Origin of the sequence: Alteromonas sp. MMG017 (assembly GCF_018100795.1) — a bacterium.
Taxonomy (GTDB): domain Bacteria; phylum Pseudomonadota; class Gammaproteobacteria; order Enterobacterales; family Alteromonadaceae; genus Alteromonas.
The window spans coordinates 19,917-46,199 of sequence record NZ_JAGJDY010000010.1 but is presented as its reverse complement, the minus strand read 5'-3'; the positions used below and the strand labels follow the sequence as shown (position 1 = coordinate 46,199).

Here is a 26,283-nt window from a genome sequence, read left to right as displayed (position 1 = left end):
TTATGGCTAAACTAAGTGTGTAAGTAAATTCACTCAGGTTGAAGCTATGAAATTGTATGGTTCGGTAACATCTCCATTTGTACGTCGAATTCGCGTAGTACTTTCCAACACGCCCCATGAATTCCTCGATTTACAAATATTCTCTGGGGAAGACAGAGCGCTACTCGCATCACGAAACCCCACCTTGAAAGTGCCTTGCCTAGAAGACGATGGGCAACTCATTTTTGATTCTAGAGTTATTTATAGCTATTTGGCGAGCAAACTCGACCATGACTCTCTGTCATGGGAGGAAGAAAACCTGCTTACTCTGATAGACGCAGCTAACGATTCATTCGTGCAATTGATGCTACTTAAGCGCTCTGATATCGATATCAATCAAGATAAGCTCATCATTCGTTTGCAAAAAGAACGTATCGAATCGGTTTTTTCATCACTGTCTAAGCAGCTCGAAGCGGGTGGTTTTAGTGGCTGGACGTATCCCGAAATATGTTTGTACTCAATGGTAGATTGGGTGCTATTCAGAGAATTGGACAGTTTTAAAGACTATCCTTTGTTACTGGAATTCCATGAAAAACACCGCGACCGTATAGAGCTAACCGCTACCGATCCCCGTCAGTAGCCTTTGTTAAAATCAAATTGATATAGAAGCGGTTCGTTGGTCATATAACGCGTTGCATTCGTTACAAACACGCCAGCTACATCCTCAGGTGATGATACTGCCGCAGTATGTGCAGTAACCACCACCTTAGGGTGGCGCCAGAACGGGTGCTGCTCTGGCAGGGGCTCTTGGGTGAATACGTCAAGAACGGCGGCTTGCAGTTGCCCGCTGTTCAGTGCGTTTAAAAGCGCATCATCGACAATCGCACTTCCACGCCCTGCGTTGATAAACACACTGTGTGGCTTTAGTGCTTCAAAGAAAGCTTGGTCTAATACCCCTGTAGTCGCGGGGGTATCTGGCATCAGGTTCACTACATGATCGACTTCTTGAGCAAACTTGAGCAGGTCAGTTGCTGCATAGACGTTATCAAATCCCTCTACCGCTTGACCGCTTCTCGATAAGCCTATGACCTTCATTTCAAAGCTTTTAGCCACGGGAATAAGTGCTTGGGCTATTGAACCTGCACCTAAAATGCCAAGGGTTTTACCCGTAAGAGGCGCGCGAGGACTTTCTTTCCAAATTGGAGGCTGATGATTTTGGTTATGCGCGAACGCTGGAATATTGCGTGCGTATTGCAAAAGGTAGGCAAACACATATTCGCGCATTAGTTTTCCAAACACGCCTTTTACGCCAGTGAGTATGTAATCGCTTTTGTCCAAATTAAGCAGCGGTGCATTGCCAGCCCACGTGGATTGGCACCACTTCAAGCCCGTGCATTGGTCGATAACTTTAGCCGCCAAATTAGGGTCGGCAAGTAGTACCTCAACCTCGTCAGGGTTAATTTGTTCAGAAGTAGTAACGGCTTGGCAGATATGCAAAGTATTAGGCGTGGGCCATGCATTTGCTATTTCCTCTGCTAATGCACTGGCATCTTCACTGAGAATAGAGACATTGAGTGTAGGCGATTGAGTTGACATAAGTGAGCCTTAAGAATCTTTATTGGTGGCTTTTATAATTAGCACATCAATACATAGCTTAAATAGTTTACGCAGGGTCGATACTGCTAGTGAGGATACCCTAAGATAATCATTTACATAAGGCAACGCTACAGCTCGAACTAAAGGAAATGTCGAACATAGCCGATAACAGCCTAGAATCCTTTTCTTCTAGCGCCTAAACTTAACAAGGCACTAGGTTTTTTATAGGCGACTTAACATGTTTCAATTTACCCTGAATGTATCCCTTCATGCGCCCATCTCTTTTTTGTTTGCTGCATTCCACGAACCTGAATACTTATCTGAATGGTTTGCACCGGGTAATTGCACGGTATCGCAGATTATGAGTAGCTTCAAAGAAGGCGGAAGATACCGTATAAAAATGCTTGAACCCAACGGCGTTGAAATAGCGCTAACTGGCGAATACGTGACTATTTTAGCCAACGAAAAGCTTGTGTTCTCTTGGGCGTGGGAAGATGGTGTAGAAGAAACCGTTATGAGCTCAGTGGATATTTCATTTGAAGAAACGAGCGAAGGGGAAGTGGCGTTAACATTAATTCATAGTGGTTTCAGTAACCAACAAGAATGCGATCAACATCAATATGCATGGATGTCTTGCCTAGAAAAGCTTGCGGTATTAGCCGATAAACAAGTGGCGTTTAACTAGCGCAGTGTTACTCACGAAATAGTACTAACGCAGTATTACTAAAGATATAAAAAAGCAGTCATCAAATGACTGCTTTTTATCAACTGACTACAAGATATTTGCTCCAGCGATGAGGTTAACCTTATTATTTAGGTTAAAGACTCCATAGCTGCTTTGCCGCTTTCTTCGCGGTAAGTATTGTAGTCGGTATAACCTTCTTCACCGCCACCGTACCATGTAGATGGGTCATCAAACGCTGCTAGCGGGTAGTTGTTTTTAAACCGTGTCGGTAAATCTGGGTTGGTGATCCAAGGTCGCCCGAAAGCAATCATATCGGCATCACCGTCGCTAATACGTTTCTCTGCCTCTTCTTGGGTATAACCACAGTTACCCATTAACATGCCGTCGAACAATGCACGAAACTCAGCAAGTGTCATCGGCTCACCGCGTTCATGGAAACCAAACGCTAGACCATCCATCACATGTAAATAGCCAAGGTTAAGCTTATTAAGTGCTTGGGCGACATAAGTGAACGTATCGCGGAAATCATCAGCACCCATATCATTAAATACGCCGTTAGGCGATAAACGCACACCGACTTGCTCTGCAGGCCAAATCTCTAATACCGCGTCCATCACTTCACTAAGGAAGCGATATCGATTATCTACACTGCCGCCGTATTCATCACTACGTTGATTGCTGCGACTGTCTAAAAACTGATTTAGCAGGTAACCATTAGCTGCATGCACTTCTATACCATCAAAGCCTGCAGCTTTAGCATTTACCGCCGCATGTTTGAAATCAGCAACCGTCCTACGAATGTCATCTTGTGTCATTGCTCGTGGCACTTCGTAAGGTTTTTTACCTTTTGGCGTGTGAATTTCATCGCCGTCAATGGCAATAGCAGAAGCAGAAAATGGCAAGTCGCCGTCATGAAAGTCACTGTGCGACGCACGGCCTGTATGCCATAACTGAAGGATAATCTTGCCGCCAGCTTCATGCACTCTTTCGTTAATAGAGCGCCACCCTTCTACCATTTCATCGGTATAGATTCCGGGGGTGTCTACCCAGCCAATACCTTCTTCTGAGATAGCTGTCGCTTCGGTAATAATAAGACCAGCATCGGCGCGCTGTACGTATTGATCGCCCATGATTTTGTTAGGTATGCGGTTGCTGCCTGCTCGGCCACGTGTCATTGGTGCTAATACCATGCGGTTTTGAAGCGTATTGTCTGCCCATTCTAAAGGCTTAAACAGAGATAACTCTGACATTTGTCCATCCTTTTAATACTGTGTGATAGTGATTACAGAAATGGACGCGACTTGGATTGATTCAAGATGAAAGGATATGCCGATTGGAACTAATAAATAGCAAAATGAGAGCAAGAGAGGCTAGGGGGAACCCTGCGTAGTTGGTAATGCAGGTGTTAATAGCGTAATACGAAAAGAAGCGTTAACTAATGAAAATGTGCATAAGCTAAAAAGAAAAAAGGTCATCAAAATGACGACCCGTCCGGTGGAAATGAGAGGGAAGTTTGCTGTAATTAGTGCAGTAGTAATCCAGCTAGGTTAACGTCAAACCGAACCCCGACAACCCATACATCATCTAACGATTGAAGGCGATCACGCTCGCTAAACTGGTCTGGATTGATAATATAATGCACGTTAGGTTGAACCCGTATGTTGTCATTAATATGGATGCCATAACTTAACTCCATCATGGTTTGGCTGCTTGCAGGGCGACCTGAACCGCCATTTGCTTCGCGCAATATACGTTGGTCTTCAATGGCATCTTCATTGTAAAACTGTTGAGTGACAACAAAGCCTATCGTGTCCTTATCTCGTCCTTCGAAGGTACCGCGTTTAACAAAGCCAGCTTTAATATATTCATCTTCTATAAGCTCACCCGATGTGCCCGTTAACACGGCACCAAAAATCGTAACGCTGCGTTTAGAATGTAAATCTGGACGTAAAATGGTTTGCTCGAATCTGGCAAAAATACCAGAGCGCCCATTTAGCGTTGCATAGTCGTTGCCCGTGGCAGCCGCAAAATCACCATTCTCATCTTTAGCTGGATCGGTATAGTCAGCGCCATCGTACCAACCGCCAATTTCGTAACGTCTCGGGTAGTCGTCATTTTCCCATGTAGTCTGATAGCCCAATGTCACAGGTACGACTACGCCAGTAGATTCATCCGTTGACCAATCAAAACCATGATCACTCAAATCTTGGTGAGGAGTGTTCTCTTCATACACACCAGTATGAAAATAGATTTCAGGTGATAGCCAGTACTTTGCGTGGCCTCCCCAACTTGAAACAGGCCACCATGTAAAGTTACTGGTTTTAAATACAAAGGTGGGGTTACCGCAGGCAGAATTCGTTTGAAAGTACTGGCATAGCTCTGAACCAAGAAAGCTGATGTTAGCCACAGTTCTGCCAACTTCTACTTGTAGCTGGTCGTCAAAAAAGCTTTTCTCTACGGTAAGCCTGGCCAAACGGGAGTTTTGGCCGCCATAGATTTCTTGAACAGACGTACTGCTTCCAATATGCGTAGCCGCTAGGTTTTGTCCGTGACGATTAGTAAATGCCACATGGACTTTAGTATCGTCCCAACCTACAAATTTTTCTAAGTCTATTTCTGCGCCCAAAAATAATTGACCAGCATAAGCACTCCCTTCACGCTTACCCCCATCAACATTAGCAGCGGCTTCTCCCGTGTAGCTAGCCTGCCATTCTATGTATTCCGATGTATCTTGAGCAGAAAATGTAGGAAAAGAAAAACTGACTAATAGATAGCAGGAAGTAAGTGTAAGTGGCTTTAAATTGAGCGTTTTTTGTTTTAACCAATGAAAATTATGCTTCATATCTTACCCTTAGAGTTGATTGAACGTGCTTATAACTTGCACTTATCTTTGTGCTCATCACGATGTTTACATTTGTTTTCAATGCCTAGAACAGAGTGATCTTGAGTTACATTGTGTTAACAGTTTTCGTATAGGAAACGCAATTTAATGCAGATAAAGCAATAAATCAATCATGTTTATTTATTTTTATTTTACATGGGTGTTAATGGTTAAGATGAGGCGGTATGACATTTTTTGAGTACGGAAATGCAATTTTTATAAACTTTTGTAGTATGTTTTTCAGCTTTGAATGCATTTTAAGCCTTGTTTATTATAAAGAATTTATAAAAATAGGAATGGTATGAATAGTTGAAGTAATCGCATTAATGTGAATTTGATGAGAGTTTTATAGTTTGATTTATTATTAAATAAGCTTTGTTGATTTATTGACATGGACATTCTTTGTTGTTTAAATTGCTCAACAAATTGTTTACAAGATGAGGTTGGGGTGATGCAAACTAAAGCGCCTATAGTTTCCAGAGATACGCTATTACCGTTTATTTTATTAACGGTGTGTTTTGCTGCATGGGGTGTTGCCGCCAACATGACAGATCCACTAGTGAAAGTCTTTAGTAAGATATTTACTATGTCGTCACTACAATCGGCCTTAGTTCAGTTCGCTTACTACGGTGCTTATTTCTGTTTAGCGATACCCGCAGCCTTTATTAATAAACGATACTCTTATAAAACGGGTGTGCTAGTAGGGCTAGGATGTGCTGCTGCTGGTGCCTTTCTATTTTATCCTGCAAGTCAAACAATGACTTATGGTTTTTTCCTGTTGGCCTTGTTTGTGATGGCCGGTGGGTTGTCTATTTTGGAAACGTCCGCTAATCCTTATGTCATGGCGATGGGCAACGAGCAAAGCGCCACCAGAAGATTAAACCTAGCACAGGCATTCAACCCTGTAGGGACAAACTTTGGCGTATTCTTAGCCGCAACGCTCATACTGCCTAATTTGAATCAGGCTTCAGCTGAAGAGCGAAGTGCTATGTCTGTGACTGAGCTAAAATCTGTTATAGGTGCTGAACTGGATGCGGTGATGATCCCTTATGTTGCTATGGCGTGTGTGCTTCTTGTGGTTTGGGTTGCTGTAGCTTTGATTAAAACCCCTGTGGATGAAGCCACTGAGTCTAAAGCTGATGATATCGACATTGCAGCGTCATTGAAGCGCCTAGTGGCGAACAAACATTATCGTTTTGGTGTAATGGCTCAGTTCTTCAACGTTGGCGCGCAAACTTGTGTGTGGACTTTTACTATCCAATACGTCATGAAAGCGATTGGAGGTAATGAGGTACAAGGCGGCGATGTACTTCAATACAGCATGATAGTGTTTCTTATTTCACGTTTTGTGATGACGTGGGTAATGCAATATCTCTATCCAGCACGACTGCTTATGGTGATGTCACTGGTGGCAGTAGGGTTGTGTATTGTTATGACACAATCGCCAAATATAGTCGGTGTGGTGGCACTAATTTCAATATCTGCATGTTTATCGCTAATGTTTCCTACTATCTACGGCATCGCGTTAGAAGGGCTAGGGAAAGATACTAAACTTGGCGCAGCGGGTTTGGTAATGGCTATTTTAGGTGGTGCAATTATGCCACTCTTCCAAGCTGCAATTATCGACTCAGCAGGTATCGTTATTTCTTATATTGTTCCTGCTGTATGCTTTATGTTTGTGGCTGGCTATGGACTGTTTGACATTAAAGCAGTTAAAAGTCCTCAGAAAGTATCCATTGACGATTTGAAGACCAACAATTTGAAGACAAACATGGCGAAGTAATACTTACTCTACTGTAGTGATGCTCATCATGATTTAAAAAAATGCCAGCCTTTGCTGGCATTTTTTATGTGAGATGAACAGCGAAGTCGCTTGTTTCAAGAAGCAAGGAGCTAATAGTTGCGGGCAACGTTGTGCGGACTGAAAACACGAGTAGATAAGATTGCTGTCTCAATATCAAAAGGCCAATTACATAAAATTCGAGTTGCGCGAAAAACTAGATTAACTGGCAATTTTGGTCGTTCATGCCAATACTAACTTAATGGTTTTCAACTGCTATTGAGATTATGAATAATTGGTCTGGTTCTATTAACTCCAATATCATCAGCCTTTTTTCGATATTTTTGATTCTATTTGGAAGCTATACGTTTTCGCTTGGCGTTTACGCCGATCAACGAAACACAATTACTTTAGCCACCTCAGAAGCGAGTCCATTCAGTAGCGCGCACGACCCTAAACAAGGGTACGTAAACGAGGTCATTCACCTTACATTTGAAAAAATGGGCTACATCCCCAAAATTGAATTCTTTCCGCATGCTAGAGCGATATATCTCGCCGACGGCGGACAAGTTGAAGGTGTTTTTCCGCTTCGCGATAGCACAGCACGTGTTGAGGGGATGATATATTCCGATGCTATCCGTGGTGGGAGCATCAACTATCTTATCCATAACAGTCGAAACATTCAGAGCTTATTAAACGCCGAATTAGGCGATTCGATTACACAATTCAATAGCTTAGGTCTTTCCCGTCTTGGGGTTTTACGCGGCGCACAGTTGCCGTCGAGTCTTCGTGAGGCTGAAAATATCGATGTACTTTTAGCCAAATCATTACCGACATTGTTAGATATGTTAGATAGGGGGCGAGTTGATTTCATTTATATCGATGAGTACAGCGCAAAACAAACAATAACTAATCATCGTCCCCATTTATCACAAAAATTTAAATTCATTAAATCGCTTAGGAAAAGTAATCCCCATTTCTTAGGGATATCTAAAAAACTACCCAACGCCCCACAAATTATGGCGCGTTTCAATCAAGCATTGGCTTCTCTAGAAGCTGATGGAACTATCGATACAATATTAAAGCGATACGGTATTTTCCTCGAGCCGGATGATGTTGTTAGGGAAAGAGGATTAATAGTTGGAGCGCCTAATATTAATGGTATTGAAACCGCTATTAGATACTTGAATGACAGCGGTACGCCTTTTTCAGAGCAAAAAATTCAGTGGCGTGTCATGGAGGAGAGCATACTAAGAAAGCACCTTCAGGGAGATTTTGCAGTTAACGAAACACAGTTTGACTTGGTAATGCTAGGTAATTTCGAAGTGCCTATTTGGGCTAGAAATGGTTGGTTGTTACCTTTCTCCGATCCGCCCTCGAACTACGATATGAAAGATATTGTACCCATCGCAAAGCATTCAAATACATACGAAGGTGAGGTCTATGGTTTACCGTTTGTAGGAGAAACAACGCTGACCTTTTACCGAAAAGATCTGTTGCAGAACGCTGATATTAGTTTGCCCAAGCAGATGACTTATAGAAACTTAAGTGCCATAGCTATGGAAATTCAAGATCCCAAATCGCAACTGTATGGTGTAGGGCTGCGCACAAAAGTAGGTTGGGGACAAAATATGGCATTAATTGGCACCATGGTAAATACGTACGGTGGAAGCTGGTTTGATGAAGATATGAAGCCGTTGCTTACTTCTAGGTCGTGGGAGCGAGCAATCAAGGACTATGTTTCAATCGCGGTAAACAACGGTCCGCCAGGTGAATACGATTTAGGGTGGAAAGATAACCAGCAACTCTTTGCTGACGGAAAATTAGCATTCTTTGTTGATGCATCATCATTAGGTGGCTACATCCTAGATCCTTCTTCCTCGAAGGTTTCGGAGAATGTCGGTGTGACTTATGCGCCAATAGGAACAACACCAAAAGGAGCACAATGGTTTTGGTCGTGGAATTTCGCTATACCTCATTTATCTCAAAATAAAGAAATAGCACAGGAATTAGCTTATTGGTTAACGTCTAAAGCGTTTATAACTTCGGTTAAAGGTAAGTATGGTTATTACGCAGCGCCAGCTGGCACTCGTCATTCAACCTACAGTGACAGCTATATAAGCGCTATTCCTTATGCTAGCTATGAATACAACGCATTGCTAGCGACTGAGCTTGATAATATTAATATCCCCACGACTGGAAGCCAGTTTGTTCCAATCCCTGAATTTACGGCACTCGGTTACCTAGTGGGAGTACAGATAAATTTAGCAGTGAAGCGGCAAATTACTATTCAAGAGGCATTAAAAACAGCGCAACACCAATCTGAAGCTGTAATGAGGCGCGCTGGTTATTATCAAAACTAAAATTCCCACTTACATTTAGCTTGCAGGGCAAAAAATACCCAATACAGCCTCTCGCGAAGCGCCGGTAACAGCTGGTACGTTGCCTGGAATACTATTTCGATGTGCAAAAGCGAGCCACGCAAATGCGGCCCCTTCAACGTGTTGGGGGTGAATATTGATGCTGTGGCTGTCACTCACTTGATAACTTGGCAATAAGTTGGCTATGCGTTGCATCAACACAGGGTTAAAGGCACCGCCCCCACAAACGATGACTTGTGCGCCTATAGGCATTTTTTGCTTGTTAATCTCATCAGCAATGCTCGTTGCTGTTAGCGCTAGTAGCGTCGCTTGCACATTTTGAGGGGGAAGTGTGCTGGCGAGCGTATCAAGATAAGACGTTAACCATGCTATATTAAAATATTCTCTGCCTGTGCTCTTCGGCGCGGTTTGATGAAAATAGCCATCTGAAAGTAACTTTGTTAATAAGTCATCACTTACTTCACCGGTATTAGCCCATTGCCCCTTGTCATCATAGGGCTTATTCAAATGCTGCTTAACCCACGCATCCATTAGGGTATTGCCTGGGCCAGTATCATAGCCAAGAGGAGCAATAGTATTTTGTTTTGCTGCTAATACTGAAATGTTCGCAATACCGCCAATGTTAACCAACACTCTTGGCTGGATATCGTGCGCGAAGATAGCATTATGGTAGGCTGGAACTAAGGGCGCACCTTGGCCGCCAAGAGCAATATCTTTACGCCTAAAATCAGCAATAACATCAATACCTGTTAACACGGCAAGAGTATTAGGGTCGCCAATCTGACACGTAAAACCTTTTTGTTCTATGTCGTTTTGAAGTTCGATTCCCTGCGGAAAGTGCCTTATGGTTTGTCCATGAGAGCCAATTGCGGTGATATCGCTTGATGAAAGCTGAGTTTCTGATAGCAACACATTTACGGCTTGTGCAAAGCTTTCGGCCACCAACCTATCGGCGGTTGCCATAGCATTGAGCTCGTTAGGAGAAGGTGTGCAAAGTGAATGAAGTAAAGAAAGTAGATTGGCTGGATAAGAAATAGATACCGCATGTAAGGTTTGGCACTTATTGGCAGTGATATCGCAAAGGACGGCGTCAACGCCGTCCATGCTAGTTCCTGACATAAGGCCAATATACTTTGCCATAAGTAGGCTATTTCATTGCAAGCATTATGCGTTTGTTGTTATTAAGCTGCTGTTGACGTACATGGGCAATGTCCATGAATGCTTCACGCTCTTCAGCGGCAATAGGTAATGCTTTTGGCAGCGAAACAGTGCGAGGGTTACGGTGTACGCCGTCTACCAAGAATTCATAGTGCACATGCGGGCCAGACGCCAAGCCAGTGCTACCTAAATAACCAATAGTTTGACCCTGTTTTACCGTGTCGCCTACTTTCACTGCACGTTTTTTAAAGTGCAGATACTTAGTGGTATATTTTTCACCGTGTTGAACAAATACATGGTGACCATTGTATTTGTCGTACGCTGACTTAATGACTTTACCATCACCCGCCGCCATCACTGGCGTACCAACTGCAGCTACGTAATCAGTACCACGGTGTGCTTTCCAGCGTTTTTGCACAGGGTGGAAACGTGCTTTGGAGAAGTTAGAGCTCACGTACCTAAAATTAATTGGCGCGCGTAAGAAACTCTTACGCATACTTCTGCCTTCAGGCGTGTAGTAAGTACCATCTTCATGCAAGATAGCGCTAAAGTCTTCACCTTGGTTAGTAAATTCTGCGGCGACTATGTCGCCATAGCCTACGAACTCACCATCGATGTATTGTTCTTCAAACACCACATTGAAGGTATCGCCTGAACGAATTTCTGTCGCAAAATCGATATCCCAGCCAAAAATACCCGCAAGGTTCATAATTTGATTGCTGGTTAATCCGGCCGTTGCCCCAGCATTCCAAAAGCTTGAATGAATTTCACCTTGTGCAAAGTTATAGCGAATATCAACGTCACGTTTTTCAAGATCGGCCGTTAAACTATTATCTTCGCTGGTGGGGTCGGGGCGAATGAATAAGGTTTCGGTAGAAGAAAGCCTATATTTAAGCTCACCAAAGGTACCGTCGTTATTAATTTTAAACGAAAGCTCATCACCAGGTAATAAGGTCACCAGTGTTTTAGCAAGGTCACCAGCTTGAGTAACATTGTAAACGTCACGAGAGGTAAAACCCGCACGCTTAAACAGTTTTGCAAGGGTATCGCCGCTGCGAACTTTATAGGTTTGCCAGTTCGACTCTTCTTCAATTGAAAACACGTCGGTTGACGGCATAATCTTCAAATCGAGAGGGTAACGAATACCGGTATCAAGTACCAAAGCGTCTTGATGACGACTCGCTTCTACCGTGTCAGACGGCAAAAGAATAAGCCCACCTAAAAACATACTAGCAATAGCTAATCCTGTTCGGTGTTGCTTTGGCAATTGTTTAAATATGTTTAGCGCCTTTAGGGCGTCTAGTTTGATTCTCATAATACTACCTACTTGAGAATTTTATGTGCAATGTACTTGTCACATAAGTTGCTCAAAAATGCAACTTTTCTCATTGTTTTTTAGCGCAAAAGTTAATTATTGAACGCAATGGCTATAATAAATAGCGAAAAGCGACTTTGACTGCTGGTAGCTATGCATCGAGGGCATGAGCAGGAGGGAGGGGGCTGTAGCAAACCCTCCATCGCATGGATGCGATGGCGGAGCGCCCATGGATGGGTTTACCGCGTGTTTGCGGAAGCCCCCTTCCTCCTGATCTCAATGCCCTCGACGTGCACCCTGATATGCAAAGTGCAGCAGTTAAAAGCCTGTAACCATTGCGTTCAATAACGAACGTGACGACAAGTCATCCGCTTTTTGACGCAGAAACCTTTTAATGGTTCCAATGTCCGCGTAAAATGCCGCTCAAAATAGATTCTACAACATCAAGAGTGTGAAATAACCGATGAAAGACTGGCAAACAGCGCTAGCTGAAATTAAACGGGGAACGGATGAAATTCTCCCCGAAGAGGATTTAATTGAGAAATTAAAATCCGGCAAAACCCTAACCATTAAAGCGGGTTTTGATCCTACTGCGCCTGATCTTCATCTTGGTCACACTGTTTTGATCAATAAACTGCGTACCTTTCAGCAGTTAGGCCATACCGTTGTTTTTCTTATTGGGGATTTTACTGGCCTGATTGGCGATCCTACAGGGAAAAATGTGACACGCAAGCCCTTAAGCAAAGAACAGGTATTAGAAAACGCGCAAACGTATCAAGAACAAGTGTTCAAAATTCTTGATCCTGAACTGACTCAAATTCGCTTTAACTCAGAGTGGATGGATCAGTTAGGCGCTGCGGGCATGATTAAACTAGCTGCCAGCCAAACGGTTGCACGTATGCTTGAGCGTGATGATTTCAAAAAGCGTTACAACAATGGCCAGCCTATTGCGATACACGAATTTTTGTATCCACTCGTGCAAGGTTGGGATTCAGTTGCGCTTAAATCTGATGTTGAGTTAGGTGGTACCGATCAACGCTTTAACTTGCTAATGGGCCGCGAGCTTCAAAAAGAGCAAGGTATCAAGCCACAGTCTATTGTGATGGTGCCATTACTTGAGGGCCTAGATGGCGTTCAAAAAATGTCTAAGTCATTAAATAACTATATTGGTATTACTGATGCGCCAAACGATATGTTTGGTAAAGTGATGTCGATTTCAGATGACTTGATGTGGCGTTATTACGACCTACTAAGTTTCCGTCCGCTTGAAGAAATTGCCGAACTTAAACAGCGTGTTGAAAACGGTGAAAACCCACGTGATATTAAGATATTGCTAGCGAAAGAAATTATCGCTCGTTTCCACGACGATGCGGCAGCAGAAGGCGCGCACCAAGACTTCATTCAGCGTTTCCAGAAAAATGCTATTCCGGATGAAATGCCAGAGTTTGAAATTGCACTTGGCGAAGAAGGTATTGCTATTGGTAACTTATTAAAAGAAACCAAGCTAGTAGGCTCAACGTCTGACGCTATGCGTATGATTAAGCAAGGTGCTGTGAAGATTAACGGCGATAAAGTAGAAGATACTCGTCTTGTACTGACCGAAGCTGGCGAAAACGTTTATCAAGTAGGTAAACGTAAATTTGCGAGAATTACGTTAGCCTAGTTTGGTATTAGCGCTTAGGCCTTAGCATTTTGGTGTTAATGCAAATACCAAAAAGCCCCGACTTATCGGGGCTTTTTAATGTCTGTAGGTTTTAGGAAAACCGCAGTAACATTTCTGCGCCTTCGCATTCGCAGGTTTCAGGGCACACAGGGCAGTCGTAACCTTCGTGGATTGACTCATAGCGCCATTTGTTTGGGTGTTTCTTAATGAGTTCGCCGCCGTTTTTAGTAAAGTATTTAAACGCACTATTACCTGGGCTAGAAAGCCAAATATGGGCAAGTCCTGCTTCAGCGCCTTGTGCTTTGGCCGCGCTTACCGATTTCGCTAATAAGGTACTTCCAATGCCCGTTCCTTGCATAGCAGGCGATACCGTATTGCATTTGAAATAGCATACTTTCTCCGGAGCCACCGGCCATAGTTCTGGGTTGCACCATTTATCACATTGCCACTGCGAATGAGCGTAGGTAATTCGAAAACCAACAATGTCGTTACCACAATAGCTTACCAAGCTAGCATTGATATTGTTGTGCCAGCTTTTATCGTACATGGTCTTTAATGTGTCAGGCATCAGGTAATTTTCACCCTGAACTTCATTGCCTAAGCGTATAACATCATCAAAATGTTCGGGCGCTAAAGGTAGGTACCTAACGCTATTTAAGTTTGGTGCTGTCATGTTGCTCTTTCATACCATCAAGGTGAAAATCTAATGCTTCTACAGAAATGAGTATTTCTTTTACCGACATCCAAAGTGAATATAGAAGAGACACTAGGCTTAATGCGAATATCCAATTCCCCACTTGTTGATAAGTAAGGTAAATCGCAAGCATAGATACGACACACAAAAAGAAACTGCCAACCCCTGCAATTTGCATCCGCTTAATAAGCTGAATACGCAGTCTCAAGTTCTTGATTTGGGCTAGGGTATTGTCGTCACGCTCTTCTTTTGAAAAGTTACGAATAAGCGTAGCAAGGGTTAAAAAACGGTTGGTATAAGCCAGCAACAGCAATGAGATTGCTGGAAAAAGCATGGCGGGTGTTGCGAGATCTATTTTCATGAATTGTCTGTCACCTTGGTGAATGCGTGTCAGTGTATCAAAAGTGTAGGGATGTTGTCGTCTGATAGTGAATAGCGGTGTAGAGGAGCGTTTAGCTGGCTGTTGAAAGTGAAACGCCGTTGCAAAGGCTCTATTTACAGAAGTTATATTTACACAGGTTTTAATTACAGAAAGCTACATTCTGTCAATTGGCATTTGAGACGCATTCCAGCCTAACATGTCGCCTTCTAAATGCATGACTTCAGAAAAATCTAAGTCTTTTAGAAACTTCATAGCAAGTTTAGCCTGAGTGCCAGATTGGCAATAAATAATAATAGGCTTGTCTTTATGACCTTCTAACTCGGTAAGATAGTCGTTAATGTTTTCTTGAGGCATATTGATGGCACCAGGAATGTGTCCATCGGCAAAGTCGCTTGGAGAGCGCACGTCTATAAGCATCCAGTCATTGTTTTTCACCCGCTCAATGAGGTACGGGGAAGCCGCAACCGATCCTTGAGAGGTTGCTTTCGCTGTGCATTGCATCGACACAAATAACGTAATTGCAACAACGCAGAGAAACATGACTAAAACGATTCGCATGAATAACCTTTAGATAAAACGAGACGGTATTATACCTTGTGGCAGTGCTAGTTAATACCCTTACACAGTGTTTTTAGTTCATTAATTAACCGCAGTGAGAACCTGCTGGTAATGTCCGGATTGACGACAATTAAGGGGGCTGACATAAAGCGGCGGTGGGGATGCCAAAATTGCTCAAGATCGGACGCTGGCTGGTTGCTTGCCGCTACCAATGCAAAGGGCTGTCTAGATAGCACTTCTTGTACCGACACTTGTGGGTAATCGACTGGGCTGTCAGCAAATAAGGTTTGCGCACCACATACGTTAAGTAGCTTATTTGGCCACGCATTGTCACCTATGGTCATTAGTGGCGATGTCCAAGAGTAGTAGAACACTTCATGTTTTGATGGCGTGGCGTACTGGTCTCTTAATGCCGCTAAATGGCGTAAAAACGCATTGGTGAGCGCGTTGGCTTTTTCTTCTGTGTTAGTCGCTTTACCTAAACGCTTCAACTCACTGGCAATGTCTTCAACTTCGGTGATTTTGGCTCGAAACACCTTATAACCTAAGCTTTCTAAACGGTGCAAATCTTGCGGCTTATTGCCCCCCTCCCAAGCCAAAATTAAGGTAGGCTGCAGCGCCATTATTTGGGATAAATCTGCCCCTTGATAGTCGGCTACTTTAGGTAATAGCTGAGCTTCTTGAGGAAAGTTGCTGTAGTCGCTAACGCCAATTAAGTGTGACTCTAAACCAAGACTATAAACCCACTCGGTTAAATGAGGTGCAAGCGTGATAATTCGCGGCGTTGACTCGTTAGCAGATACACAATGAGGGGCTAGTGCGAGTAGCAATGTAGCGGTTATTGACGCAACTTGCGTGCGCAGCTTGTGATATACGCTTTTCACGTTAGAAGACCTCGCTTAAAGTTTGTGTTTGTACTGCGACTAATAACAAACAGACACTCGCGATGGCGGTAACTACAGCCATGGCACCGACTATTGTGCGCTTGCTGCGTATCATATCTGAATACTTTACTTGCTCGGCACCACCCACGCGAGGGTAGCGGTATTTACGGCCATGATAGATAGCAGGGCCACCTAATTGAATGTTTTGTATTCCACCAAATAACGCGAGCAATAAGGAGGTTTTATCTCTTGCCTTACTTCGTTTTACCGCTCGAATGCCTTTTACAGGATGAGTGAAAAGAAGCACAGCAATACAACCGAGTAGTGCAGGGGGAATAACTAACAAAGAAACAAGCTTTCTCACCGGTTTAGCAAAATGCACCATTTTAGGATTTCGATAGTGCCATTGCCATGAGGTGAGCAATAACAGACGGTAAGTGAGCGCCCCAATCGGGCCAGCCAACATAAAGTAAAAAATAACGCCGCAATAAAGATATAAAAACTTAAGCCATAACGATTCGATAGCGGCTTTCGCAATACCTACATCGGTTAATTGGGTGCATTCACGGGCAACTATGGTGTCTACGGTTTCTCTGGTAAGTACTTTTTTATTTTTACCTACCGTTTTTAAAATTTGACTGAATTGATGGCGCTGATAGGCAAAATCGAGCAAGGCAACCATGATCACGGCTTCGAAAAAAGCAGGGTATTGGGCCATGTATATGAGTATGGCAAGGCAAACAATTAAGGGCGCCAATAATACAATGGCGGCTAATGAACCGGAGATATAATGTTGAGAACGTGAGTAGCTTAAAGAGGGGAGAACTTTAAACCCCATCTGCCTAACCAGATAACGCATAAGAGTAAGCGGGTGGCTGCTAAGCGGCCACCGCCAAAGGGCATCTAAAATAACTGCCAACCATAACACCAGCACCGACTGATATGCTGATTGGGTCAGCAATGCTTCCATTTACCGCTACGCCAACGCTTTGATCATAGCCATAACGAGTTGTGCTGAATGCTTTGCCGCAGTATCTAAATATTCTTTAAAACTAACGGTTGATGTCTTGCCAGCGATATCCGACAGAGAACGTATGACGAGAAACGGAACATCAAGCATGTGACAGGTTTGGGCTATCGCAGCACCTTCCATTTCAACCGCTTTCATATCGGGGAAACTTTCACGCAGCGCTTCTACCGCTTCGTCGGTACCGATAAACGAATCGCCAGTACAAATAAGGCCACTGGTAGATTGGATATTTTCTAACTCGCCCGTAGCCGTTTTCGCAGCTTCAATGAGCGTATTGTCACAGCGGTAGTCTTCAGGCATACCAGCACATTGGCCAAGCTTGTAACCGAAATGGGTTAAATCCACATCGTGATGGATAACGTGGGTGGCAATCACCAAGTCACCAATGTTTAAGCTTTTATCAAAGCCGCCCGCTGAACCTGTATTTACTACAGCATCTGGCGCGTATTGCTCAATAAGTACCGTAGTGGCAAGTGCCGCTGCTACTTTTCCGATACCGCATTTTACCAACACAACCTCAACGTTATTAAGGCTGCCTTCATAAAAGGTTAAGTGCTTCCACGTGGTTTCTTTTAGGTTTGAAAGTGAAGCTTTAAGTAACGCAACTTCTTCGTCCATTGCGCCTAGAATGCCAATTTTTTTCATGCCTGTCTCTTTCATGTCAGTCTCTTTCACGTCATTAACGATTTAGTCAAATATGGGGGGAAGCAAAAATTGCTATATATATGGTAATGAATTGTATAAGGAAATGAGGAAAACTGACAGGAAAAAGCCTTTGTCACCTGCTATTACAGCAATAATGGAGCGCAACAAAGGCTAGGGGGAAATAGTAGTATTTTACGCAGCTGCCGCGCGGCTAGACCTTACTGGACGAGTAGGGCGCTTAGTCGGCTCAGGGTTGTGCGTAGGAAGCTGTGACATTTTTTGTTGAATTCTTCTATAAGGAATAAGCTTGTTTTCAAGGCATTCACGAATATCTTCTACGGTATAACCCGACTTAACCTTAATGCGAGCATGGGGAACACCCGCCGCATCTAATGCGCCAGATACAAACCAATCGCGCTGGGTTTTGTAACCTTCTTTCCCTTGGTTATGCACAAGGTCGATAGCTAATATCGGGCTCATGTCCTGCTTGTCGACCAAGATAAAATCGAGTTGGCGCGAAGAGGCTCTAGAGATAGCTTGGCTGGCCGTTTTCTTATTGGCCGATTGCCTTACTGACACTATGTCGCTCAAGCGAACACGGCAAATGATACGAAACTCTCGCCCCATTGCTTGTTCAATAAGGTTTAAAAATGAGTGCTCTACAGGCGTGAAAAGCTGTGGCTTTCGGCGAAAAGGAAACGCTACGCCACCATCTGATAATTTTATGGCGCCTAATGCCACCACAATAAGTAACATCATTAAAATAATTGCCAGTTCCATCATATTCCTCGCATATCAACGTGTAATGCGCGTCATAAAAATGACGCTTTTTTTGACACCACTGTGGTTCTTCACTGATTTTGCAAAGGCAGTGCCACATTGAACGAGGAAAGAAGCTAGGCGATAATAAAACTTAGGGGAGGTTACGGCTTACTAATGATAAGTACATCAACTTGCGTGCCCATATTATCCGGTGACACCACAATACGAACTGAGTCATCTGTTGCTGCAAACATGGTGCGTTGATTGACCGGCGATTTTTTTACAAGTTGGGGATAGGCATTTTGATAGTAGGCAATAACATCTTTAGGTGTGTGCTTAGTAAAATAAACCAAGCTAGCAGGCAAGCTATCGTCGAATTGCTGACACTGACGGGCATTGGCCATCAGCGAGACGTCAAAAAAGGAAGCAGGGCAAGACTGAACAACAGGTGCATCTAATGAACTGTTGGTGGTCACAGTATCGGCTAAAGCTTGGCTGGCCATTGCTAACCCGCCAAGTAAAACTATATTGATGCTTTTACGTAAACCGCTTGTCATTATTCTTGTTAACCTGTAATCACTCTTTGTATCGATAATAGTGGGCTAACTATATAAGAGCAATAGGTAAATAGTTGCACAAGGTATGTTCATAACATGATGGGTATAGAGTCAAAACTATTCGTGAACTGGGTGCTCCATATTAGCATTCCCCCTCTCTCGAATACTGAAATACCTCATTAAAGGGTTTATTAAAAACCAAAGCAATTTTGAAGGCGACTTCAAGGGAAGGGGAGTATTTTCCTTTTTCAATTGCCATGATAGTTTGTCGTGTAACACCCACTTTTGACGCGAGTTCTTGCTGTGTCATTTCATCGACAAGAAAGCGCAAGGTTCTTATGTTATTAGTAATGATGTAATTATCAGCCATTAACTTTCTTTCCGGCAATAGTAAATCTCAGTACCGAAGCGAGTTACTTCCGATAGCCAAAAAATAAGGACTAACTTTAGCTCGATAGGTGCAAGAGCATAATTGGTGTAGTTATTTTGCGCTTCAAAGTCGATGTTACTGTTGATCATGTGCTGTATCACGCAGCTCACGATACCAACTGACAGTACCCAGTAACCCGCATTGTTCGCGGTAAGTCGATGAAAACGCTCTCGTTCATCCTCAGGTGTGTTGGCATCTTCTTGCTGGCTCATGGCTAACGCAATATGCAAAGCTACCTCTAAAATAATGAAGGCAATAGTAATTCGCACGATGAGGGCGGTAGTGTCACTAGGGCTAATATTTGGTTGCAAAAATATAAGTGCATATACGCTATCTCCATAAATAGAGGCGATCACCGCAGATACTAACAAAGACACCCACAAACTTTTCTCTCTGAACGAAATCATTATCTTTCTCCATGCCCTAATAATGGTGATTAAATTTTACTTTGTGTATGTTAAATTTAACTCGATGTTAAATATAATATACATTGGTGCTTGTAGAAAGCTAGCAGCAGGTTGTTACAAAGTATGTTATAGGTGAAGGCGCCCAGAGCGGATTTATTTGAATGGTTAGATATATTGGCCACAAAAAAGCTCGCCTAAGCGAGCTTTTAAATAGATTACATGCGGCGGGGCATGGTTAACGTGCCGTTTTACACGTCGATATTAAACGCCAATATAATCCATGATTCCGTCTGCGGCTTTTCTGCCTTCGTCGATAGCGGTAACCACAAGGTCACTACCACGCACCATATCACCGCCTGCAAAGATTTGCGGGTGTGAGGTTTGGAAAGCATATTTACCGGCAGCAGGCGCGCGTACGCGGCCTTTTTCGTCTAGCATAATGCCAAACTCAGCAAACCAAGGGGCAGGGCTAGGCTGGAAACCAAACGCGATAATAATTGCATCTGCTTCAACCACGTGCTCAGAACCTTCAATTTCAACTGGACGACGACGTCCGTTAATATCCGGTGGGCCCATTTCGGTTTTCACGAATTTAACACCGCAAGCTTTGCCTTCGCTATCAACAGCAATGTCTAAAGGTTGAATGTTGAACATGAATTCAACCCCTTCTTCTTTTGCGTTAACTACTTCTCGGCGAGAACCAGGCATGCTTTCTTCGTCACGACGATATGCACACACTACACGGTCGGCTTCTTGGCGAATAGACGTACGTACGCAGTCCATAGTGGTATCACCACCACCAAGTACCACTACGCGCTTACCTTTCATATCAACAAAGTCGGCTTCGTCTTTTTCAAGACCCATCACGCGGTTTGTGTTTGAAATAAGGAAAGGCAGGGCATCGTGAACACCGTGTACATGTTCATTTTCAAAGCCACCTTGCATTGATTTATACGTACCCATGCCTAAGAACACGGCGTCGTAGTCATCTAGCAGGGTTTGCATTTCAATGTCTTTACCAATTTCAGTCTTAAGTACAAACTCAACACCCATGTCGGTAAAGATTTCGCGGCGAAGCTTAATAACATCTTTTTCAAGCTTAAACGATGGAATACCAAAAGTTAGCAAGCCGCCAATTTCTTCGTACTTGTCAAATACAACAGGCTTCACACCGTTACGAACAAGAATGTCGGCACAAGCTAAACCGGCAGGGCCGGCACCTACAATAGCGACTTTCTTATCAGTCCAAACTACGTCAGACATATCTGGGCGCCAGCCCATTTTAAATGCGGTATCGGTAATGTATTTTTCAATACTACCAATGGTTACCGCACCAAAATCGTCGTTTAGGGTACATGCCCCTTCGCACAATCTGTCTTGAGGACAAACGCGGCCACATACTTCTGGCAAGCTATTGGTTTTGTGCGACAACTCAGCCGCCTCAATAATACGACCTTCATTGGCAAGGTCTAACCATTGAGGAATGTAGTTGTGTACTGGGCACTTCCATTCGCAATACGGGTTACCGCAGTCCAAGCAGCGATCTGCTTGGCCCTCGGTTTGTGATTGACTTAACGGCTGATAAATTTCAGCGAACTCGTGTTTACGCACCATGATCGGCTTTTTCGGCGGATCGATACGTTCAACATCGACAAACTGGTATACGTTCTTTGCCATAAACTTTTTCCTCCTACTGAGCCTGAATGCGCAATTCAGCGCTTGAACGACTGATGTGGCCTAATAGGTTCTTCACATCACTGGTCTTCGGCTTAATAAGCTTGAAGCGTTTCAGCGTTGCCGCGAAATCGGTTAGCAAGCCTAACGAATGGTCGCTGCCAGTTTCTTCGTAATGCTGATTAATAAGGCCACGTAAGTGCTCTACTAAAATCGCTTTACCGTCAACAGGCATAATCTCAATAAGATCTTGGTTTACACGGTTATCGAGGTCGTCGTTGTCGTCCATAAGGTACGCAAAACCACCTGTCATACCGGCACCGAAGTTAACGCCTACTGGGCCAAGTACTGCAACAATACCACCGGTCATGTATTCACAACCGTTGTCACCAATACCTTCAACTACCGCAATGGCACCAGAGTTACGTACACCAAAACGTTCACCAGCACGGCCCGCAGCAAATAATTTACCGCCCGTTGCACCGTATAAGCAGGTGTTACCCATAATGGCACTTTCATGCGCATCGTAAGTAATATTTCTTGGTGGATGAATAACAAGCTTACCGCCAGTCATCCCTTTACCTACGTAATCGTTTGCGTCACCTTCAAGATGCATGTGCAAGCCGCCCGCGTTCCACACACCAAAACTTTGGCCGGCAGTACCGGTAAGATTCACTTTAATCGGTGTATCTTCAAAGTCGTGGTTACCATGGTGCTTGGCAATTTCACCTGATAGCAATGCACCAACCGAGCGGTCGGTATTGCGCACAGGGTACTTCAATTCAATAGATTCGCTATCTACTACTGCTTGTTGCGCGTCTTTTAGCATTTGTGCGTTAAGCACACCTTTATCAACGGGCTCATTGGTAGTTTGTGAGCAGAATAGACGGGTATGTTCACCTGCTTTCGGTCTTACCAACAATGGCGTTAAATCAAGGCGGTTTTGCTTCGCAGTCACGCCATCTATCACTTTAAGTAGCTCAGTACGGCCAACAAGGTCGTCAAACTTAGTCACGCCAAGAGCGGCCATAATTTCACGTACTTCTTGGGCGATAAACTTAAAGTAGTTCATTACCATGTCTGGTAAACCAATGAAGTGGTCGTCACGAAGCTTTTGATCTTGTGTTGCTACACCGGTCGCACAGTTGTTCAAGTGACAAATACGTAAGTATTTACACCCTAACGCCACCATAGGACCCGTACCGAAACCGAAGCTTTCCGCACCTAAAATACCGGCTTTAACCACGTCTAAACCTGTTTTAAGGCCGCCGTCAGTTTGTACGCGGACTTTATGGCGAAGGCCGTTTTCAATTAGGGCTTGTTGTGTTTCAGACAAACCTAATTCGAACGGGCTTCCAGCATACTTAACCGACGTAAGTGGGCTTGCGCCTGTTCCGCCGTCGTAGCCTGATACTGTAATAAGGTCTGCATAGGCTTTTGCTACACCCGTAGCAATAGTACCTACACCAGGTTCAGACACTAACTTCACTGAAATCAGTGCAGTTGGGTTCACCTGTTTCAAGTCGAAGATAAGCTGGGCTAAATCTTCAATTGAATAAATATCATGATGCGGTGGAGGCGAAATAAGGGTTACACCAGGTACTGAGAAGCGCAGCTGAGCAATATACTTATTCACTTTGTCGCCAGGTAACTGACCACCTTCACCAGGCTTCGCGCCCTGAGCCACTTTAATTTGAATAACATTCGCATTGACTAAGTAATGCGGTGTTACACCAAAGCGACCAGAAGCAACCTGCTTAATTTTTGAGTTCTTTTCAGTACCAAAGCGTGATGGATGTTCACCACCTTCACCTGAGTTCGACTGCCCGCCTAAGCGGTTCATAGCAATCGCCAAGGCTTCATGCGCTTCAGGGCTTAATGCACCAATTGACATAGCAGCGGTATCAAAACGCGGGAACAAGTTCTGCGCGCTTTCTACTTCGCTAATATCAACAGGCTCGCTTTGTGGGTCTAGCGCTAACAAGTCACGAATGTGCGCAGGAGAGCGCTCGTTAACCAGTTTTGCATACTGCTGGTAATCGCTGTATTCGCCGGTCATCACTGCTTTTTGCAGTGTGCTAACTACATCTGGGTTGTACGCATGGTATTCGCCGCCATGTACATACTTAAGCAAACCACCGTGATCAACAGGCTTACGTTTCAACCAAGCAACGCGGTTTAGGTTAACCGTATCTTGTTGGAAGTCGTCGAAATCGGCACCTTGAAGGCGCGAGGTAACACCTCTGAAACACAGTTCCATTACCGCATCGTTAATACCAATCGCTTCGAATAGTTTCGAGCTACGGTAACTCGCCACGGTACTGATACCCATTTTCGACATTATTTTGTACAAGCCTTTATTAATACCTTTACGGTAGTTCAATGTGGCTTGCATTGGTGAAATGTCGAGTTCGCCTTTTTCACAAAGCTGCTCAATGGTTTCGTAGGCTAAGAACGGATATACCGCTGTAGCACCTAAACCTATGAGTACGGCAAAGTGATGTGGGTCACGGGCACTGGCGGTTTCAATGACTACGTTCGCGTCGCAACGTAGTGATTTATCAACTAGACGGCGCTGTACTGCACCAACGGCCATAGCAGCTGGAATAGGTAAGCGGTTTTGTCTGATGTTGCGGTCGGATAAAATCACGAACGCCGCACGCTTTTGTTTAACTAAGTGTTCTACTTCGTTACAAATACGCTCGATGGCTTTCTTCAAACCTTCTTGCGGTTGGTACTGAAGTTCAACCACTTCTGAATAGTAGTTATCAGGGTTAAATTCACGTAGCTGTTTTAAATCGGTATACATAAGTATTGGCGAGTTAAACAATACGCGGTCTGCATAACCTGAGGTTTCGCTGAATACGTTTTGTTCGCGGCCGATACAGGTGGCTAACGACATTACATGGTTTTCACGTAACGGATCGATAGGCGGGTTAGTGACCTGTGCAAACTGCTGACGGAAGTAATCGTATACGGTACGCTGGCGTGAAGACATGACCGCCATTGGCGTATCATCACCCATAGAACCTACGGCTTCTTGTCCGTCTTTCGCAAGTACCTTGATAACTTGCTGAATTTCTTCATAGCTATAGCTGAACTGCTTATGGAATACTGAAATGGTGTCGTCATCAAAAACGCGCTTACCAATCAGTGAAGCATCTAGTTCTTCAATAGGGGTCAAATGACGAATATGTTTATCGAGCCACTCTTTATAAGGGTGACGCGCTTTCAAATCTTCATCAATTTCAGTGGAACGCCAGATTTTACCTGTGTAGGTATCAACGGCTAGCATTTCACCTGGGCCTACGCGGCCTTTTTCAATAACGTCAGCTTCTTCGTAATCCCAAATACCCACTTCTGAGGCAAGAGTGATGAAGCCATTTTTAGTGATAACGTAGCGGGCAGGGCGAAGACCATTACGGTCAAGGTTACATGCCACATGGCGGCCGTTCGTCAATACGATACCGGCAGGGCCATCCCACGGTTCCATGTGCATTGAGTTAAACTCATAAAATGCACGTAGGTCGTTATCCATGGTTTTGTTGTTTTGATATGCAGGCGGCACTAATAAACGCATGGCACGGAATAAATCCATACCACCGGCTAAAAATAGCTCAAGCATGTTATCAAGTGACGATGAATCAGAACCTTCGGTATTAACGAAAGGGGCTGCTTCTTTCAAATCAGGAATAAGCGGCGTAGCAAATTTAGATGCACGTGCCATTGCCCAATCTCGGTTACCTTTAATAGTGTTAATTTCACCATTGTGGGCCAAGAAACGGAACGGCTGAGCCAACGGCCAACGTGGAAGCGTATTGGTTGAAAAGCGCTGGTGGAATACACAAATAGCACTTTTTAAACGCTCGTCGGCTAAATCTAAATAAAAGGCTGGTAAGTCTTTCGGCATTACCAAGCCTTTATATATCGTTACCAAACCAGATAGGCAGGCAACATAAAAGTCTGGATCGCTTTCAAGGCGCTTTTCAGCGCGTCGACGCACCATATAAAGGCGGCGTTCAAGATCGCGCTTGCGCCAACCTGCTGGTGCATTCACAAATACTTGTTCTATTTGTGGCACGCCGGTAAGAGCAAGTTCACCCAAAACAGAGCGATCGACAGGCACTTCGCGCCAGCCAACAACACTAAGGGTTTCTTTTTCAAGTTCTTCATTCAACACCTCACGCGCAGTTTGCGCAAGGGCCTGGTCCTGGCTTAGAAAGATCATGCCAACGCCGTATTTTTTGCTGAGTTTCCAGCCATTTTCTGCGGCGATAGTATGGAAGAACGCATCCGGTTTCTGCAGTAGTAAACCACAGCCGTCTCCGGTTTTCCCGTCAGCGGCAATACCGCCTCGATGCTGCATACGGTCTAAACCGTGAATAGCAGTTTCAACTAGCGCATGGCTAGCTTCTCCGTGGGTATGGGCGATTAAGCCAAATCCACAGTTATCCCGGGAATCGTTGGGGTTGTATAAACTCATCTCTTAACTCCTTCAACCTTTGACTGGGGCAAGGTGTGCGTTGCGTGTAGATGCGCCTAGGTATTGCGTATCACAACATTGTTCAGACGTCTTTTGTCGAGCTGGCACTATTACCGCTCTATGCGCCTTTTCTTGTCGTTATTTATTATTAGAGGATTCCAGTCGTGTTCCGCATTTTTATGCATTATTGCTTTGCGGGGCGTACAAAATACCTATATTGATATGTAAAATCAAACGCTAAAACAGGGGGTATAACAAAGATTTAGCATATAGTTTAAAATCTTCACTATTTTCATAGTGTTAAACTTATAAATTCATCTTTGTAATAAATTTGTTATA

General features: G+C 44.0%; 22 protein-coding genes. 5 read left to right on the top strand and 17 right to left on the bottom strand.

What is annotated here, in order from left to right:
- The first annotated feature begins 46 nt into the window (after positions 1-46).
- Positions 47-619, top strand: a complete 573-nt coding sequence (locus J8L84_RS15545) for a glutathione S-transferase family protein (protein ID WP_211071483.1) — start codon at positions 47-49, stop codon at positions 617-619.
- Here J8L84_RS15545 and J8L84_RS15540 read toward each other — a convergent pair.
- On the bottom strand, positions 613-1,575 hold the full coding sequence (locus J8L84_RS15540; protein WP_211071482.1) for a D-2-hydroxyacid dehydrogenase: 963 nt from the start codon (positions 1,573-1,575) through the stop codon (positions 613-615). The genes J8L84_RS15545 and J8L84_RS15540 overlap by 7 nt on opposite strands.
- 238 nt (positions 1,576-1,813) lie before the next feature.
- Here J8L84_RS15540 and J8L84_RS15535 point away from each other — a divergent pair, with 238 nt between their 5' ends.
- Positions 1,814-2,260 (top strand): SRPBCC domain-containing protein, encoded by a 447-nt coding sequence (locus tag J8L84_RS15535; protein ID WP_211071481.1) that lies wholly within the window; start codon positions 1,814-1,816, stop codon positions 2,258-2,260.
- A 128-nt stretch (positions 2,261-2,388) separates the two neighbouring features.
- On the opposite strand, the gene J8L84_RS15530 is transcribed toward J8L84_RS15535, so the two are convergent.
- Positions 2,389-3,510: an alkene reductase gene (locus J8L84_RS15530; RefSeq protein ID WP_211071480.1), complete on the bottom strand. Its 1,122-nt coding sequence runs from the start codon at positions 3,508-3,510 to the stop codon at positions 2,389-2,391.
- A 272-nt stretch (positions 3,511-3,782) separates the two neighbouring features.
- The gene (locus tag J8L84_RS15525; RefSeq protein WP_211071479.1) at positions 3,783-5,102 is read right to left on the bottom strand and encodes a carbohydrate porin; all 1,320 of its coding nucleotides are present in this window, start codon (positions 5,100-5,102) and stop codon (positions 3,783-3,785) included.
- Positions 5,103-5,592: 490 nt separating this feature from the next.
- On the opposite strand from J8L84_RS15525, the gene fucP reads away from it, so the two are divergent.
- Both fucP and J8L84_RS15515 read left to right on the top strand, forming a co-directional pair.
- Positions 5,593-6,924 (top strand): L-fucose:H+ symporter permease, encoded by a 1,332-nt coding sequence (gene fucP / locus J8L84_RS15520; RefSeq protein ID WP_211071478.1) that lies wholly within the window; start codon positions 5,593-5,595, stop codon positions 6,922-6,924.
- Positions 6,925-7,208: 284 nt separating this feature from the next.
- Positions 7,209-9,284, top strand: coding sequence for an extracellular solute-binding protein (locus J8L84_RS15515; RefSeq protein WP_211071477.1), 2,076 nt, complete (start codon positions 7,209-7,211; stop codon positions 9,282-9,284).
- 15 nt (positions 9,285-9,299) lie between these two features.
- Here the strand turns inward: J8L84_RS15515 and J8L84_RS15510 are convergent, their stop codons facing one another.
- Positions 9,300-10,442: an anhydro-N-acetylmuramic acid kinase gene (locus J8L84_RS15510; protein ID WP_211071476.1), complete on the bottom strand. Its 1,143-nt coding sequence runs from the start codon at positions 10,440-10,442 to the stop codon at positions 9,300-9,302.
- Between the two features lie 7 nt (positions 10,443-10,449).
- Positions 10,450-11,775, bottom strand: coding sequence for a peptidoglycan DD-metalloendopeptidase family protein (locus tag J8L84_RS15505; protein ID WP_211071475.1), 1,326 nt, complete (start codon positions 11,773-11,775; stop codon positions 10,450-10,452).
- Between the two features lie 463 nt (positions 11,776-12,238).
- Here J8L84_RS15505 and tyrS point away from each other — a divergent pair, with 463 nt between their 5' ends.
- Positions 12,239-13,438 carry a tyrosine--tRNA ligase gene (gene tyrS, locus J8L84_RS15500; protein WP_211071474.1) on the top strand — a complete coding sequence of 400 codons (1,200 nt, stop codon included), beginning with the start codon at positions 12,239-12,241 and terminating at the stop codon, positions 13,436-13,438.
- A gap of 91 nt (positions 13,439-13,529) precedes the next feature.
- Here tyrS and J8L84_RS15495 read toward each other — a convergent pair whose 3' ends face one another.
- From J8L84_RS15495 to gltB, 12 genes are all read right to left on the bottom strand, one after another.
- Positions 13,530-14,111 (bottom strand): GNAT family N-acetyltransferase, encoded by a 582-nt coding sequence (locus tag J8L84_RS15495; protein WP_211071473.1) that lies wholly within the window; start codon positions 14,109-14,111, stop codon positions 13,530-13,532.
- Positions 14,089-14,493, bottom strand: a complete 405-nt coding sequence (locus tag J8L84_RS15490; protein WP_211071472.1) for a DUF2721 domain-containing protein — start codon at positions 14,491-14,493, stop codon at positions 14,089-14,091. Before J8L84_RS15490 ends, J8L84_RS15495 begins: the two co-directional genes overlap by 23 nt.
- Before the next feature lie 174 nt (positions 14,494-14,667).
- On the bottom strand, positions 14,668-15,072 hold the full coding sequence (locus J8L84_RS15485; RefSeq protein ID WP_211071471.1) for a rhodanese-like domain-containing protein: 405 nt from the start codon (positions 15,070-15,072) through the stop codon (positions 14,668-14,670).
- 47 nt (positions 15,073-15,119) lie between these two features.
- Positions 15,120-15,956: a helical backbone metal receptor gene (locus J8L84_RS15480; protein ID WP_348771841.1), complete on the bottom strand. Its 837-nt coding sequence runs from the start codon at positions 15,954-15,956 to the stop codon at positions 15,120-15,122.
- Between the two features lies 1 nt (position 15,957).
- Positions 15,958-16,926, bottom strand: coding sequence for a cobalamin biosynthesis protein (locus J8L84_RS15475; protein ID WP_211071470.1), 969 nt, complete (start codon positions 16,924-16,926; stop codon positions 15,958-15,960).
- Between the two features lie 6 nt (positions 16,927-16,932).
- Positions 16,933-17,631, bottom strand: a complete 699-nt coding sequence (locus J8L84_RS15470) for a 5'-methylthioadenosine/adenosylhomocysteine nucleosidase (protein WP_211071604.1) — start codon at positions 17,629-17,631, stop codon at positions 16,933-16,935.
- 192 nt (positions 17,632-17,823) lie between these two features.
- Entirely contained in the window at positions 17,824-18,411 is a 588-nt protein-coding gene (locus tag J8L84_RS15465; protein ID WP_211071603.1) for a DUF2726 domain-containing protein, read from the bottom strand.
- A gap of 143 nt (positions 18,412-18,554) precedes the next feature.
- Complete coding sequence (locus J8L84_RS15460; protein ID WP_211071469.1) at positions 18,555-18,950, bottom strand: hypothetical protein; 396 nt, start codon at positions 18,948-18,950, stop codon at positions 18,555-18,557.
- Positions 18,951-19,092: 142 nt separating this feature from the next.
- Positions 19,093-19,320, bottom strand: coding sequence for a helix-turn-helix transcriptional regulator (locus tag J8L84_RS15455; RefSeq protein WP_211071468.1), 228 nt, complete (start codon positions 19,318-19,320; stop codon positions 19,093-19,095).
- Positions 19,320-19,787 (bottom strand): hypothetical protein, encoded by a 468-nt coding sequence (locus J8L84_RS15450; protein WP_211071467.1) that lies wholly within the window; start codon positions 19,785-19,787, stop codon positions 19,320-19,322. The genes J8L84_RS15455 and J8L84_RS15450 overlap by 1 nt, the downstream gene beginning before the upstream one ends.
- 261 nt (positions 19,788-20,048) lie before the next feature.
- A complete protein-coding gene (locus J8L84_RS15445; RefSeq protein ID WP_211071466.1) occupies positions 20,049-21,464 on the bottom strand; it encodes an FAD-dependent oxidoreductase in 1,416 nt (471 codons plus the stop codon).
- Between the two features lie 13 nt (positions 21,465-21,477).
- A complete protein-coding gene (gltB, locus tag J8L84_RS15440; protein ID WP_211071465.1) occupies positions 21,478-25,944 on the bottom strand; it encodes a glutamate synthase large subunit in 4,467 nt (1,488 codons plus the stop codon).
- Between the last annotated feature and the right edge of the window lie 339 nt (positions 25,945-26,283).

Coding starts and splice junctions, on each gene's coding strand:
- J8L84_RS15545 (WP_211071483.1), top strand. CDS start 47: ATGAAATTGTATGGTTCGGTAACATCTCCATTTGTACGTCGAATTCGC.
- J8L84_RS15540 (WP_211071482.1), bottom strand. CDS start 1,575: ATGTCAACTCAATCGCCTACACTCAATGTCTCTATTCTCAGTGAAGAT.
- J8L84_RS15535 (WP_211071481.1), top strand. CDS start 1,814: ATGTTTCAATTTACCCTGAATGTATCCCTTCATGCGCCCATCTCTTTT.
- J8L84_RS15530 (WP_211071480.1), bottom strand. CDS start 3,510: ATGTCAGAGTTATCTCTGTTTAAGCCTTTAGAATGGGCAGACAATACG.
- J8L84_RS15525 (WP_211071479.1), bottom strand. CDS start 5,102: ATGAAGCATAATTTTCATTGGTTAAAACAAAAAACGCTCAATTTAAAG.
- fucP (WP_211071478.1), top strand. CDS start 5,593: ATGCAAACTAAAGCGCCTATAGTTTCCAGAGATACGCTATTACCGTTT.
- J8L84_RS15515 (WP_211071477.1), top strand. CDS start 7,209: ATGAATAATTGGTCTGGTTCTATTAACTCCAATATCATCAGCCTTTTT.
- J8L84_RS15510 (WP_211071476.1), bottom strand. CDS start 10,442: ATGGCAAAGTATATTGGCCTTATGTCAGGAACTAGCATGGACGGCGTT.
- J8L84_RS15505 (WP_211071475.1), bottom strand. CDS start 11,775: ATGAGAATCAAACTAGACGCCCTAAAGGCGCTAAACATATTTAAACAA.
- tyrS (WP_211071474.1), top strand. CDS start 12,239: ATGAAAGACTGGCAAACAGCGCTAGCTGAAATTAAACGGGGAACGGAT.
- J8L84_RS15495 (WP_211071473.1), bottom strand. CDS start 14,111: ATGACAGCACCAAACTTAAATAGCGTTAGGTACCTACCTTTAGCGCCC.
- J8L84_RS15490 (WP_211071472.1), bottom strand. CDS start 14,493: ATGAAAATAGATCTCGCAACACCCGCCATGCTTTTTCCAGCAATCTCA.
- J8L84_RS15485 (WP_211071471.1), bottom strand. CDS start 15,072: ATGCGAATCGTTTTAGTCATGTTTCTCTGCGTTGTTGCAATTACGTTA.
- J8L84_RS15475 (WP_211071470.1), bottom strand. CDS start 16,926: ATGGAAGCATTGCTGACCCAATCAGCATATCAGTCGGTGCTGGTGTTA.
- J8L84_RS15470 (WP_211071604.1), bottom strand. CDS start 17,631: ATGAAAAAAATTGGCATTCTAGGCGCAATGGACGAAGAAGTTGCGTTA.
- J8L84_RS15465 (WP_211071603.1), bottom strand. CDS start 18,411: ATGGAACTGGCAATTATTTTAATGATGTTACTTATTGTGGTGGCATTA.
- J8L84_RS15460 (WP_211071469.1), bottom strand. CDS start 18,950: ATGACAAGCGGTTTACGTAAAAGCATCAATATAGTTTTACTTGGCGGG.
- J8L84_RS15455 (WP_211071468.1), bottom strand. CDS start 19,320: ATGGCTGATAATTACATCATTACTAATAACATAAGAACCTTGCGCTTT.
- J8L84_RS15450 (WP_211071467.1), bottom strand. CDS start 19,787: ATGATTTCGTTCAGAGAGAAAAGTTTGTGGGTGTCTTTGTTAGTATCT.
- J8L84_RS15445 (WP_211071466.1), bottom strand. CDS start 21,464: ATGGCAAAGAACGTATACCAGTTTGTCGATGTTGAACGTATCGATCCG.
- gltB (WP_211071465.1), bottom strand. CDS start 25,944: ATGAGTTTATACAACCCCAACGATTCCCGGGATAACTGTGGATTTGGC.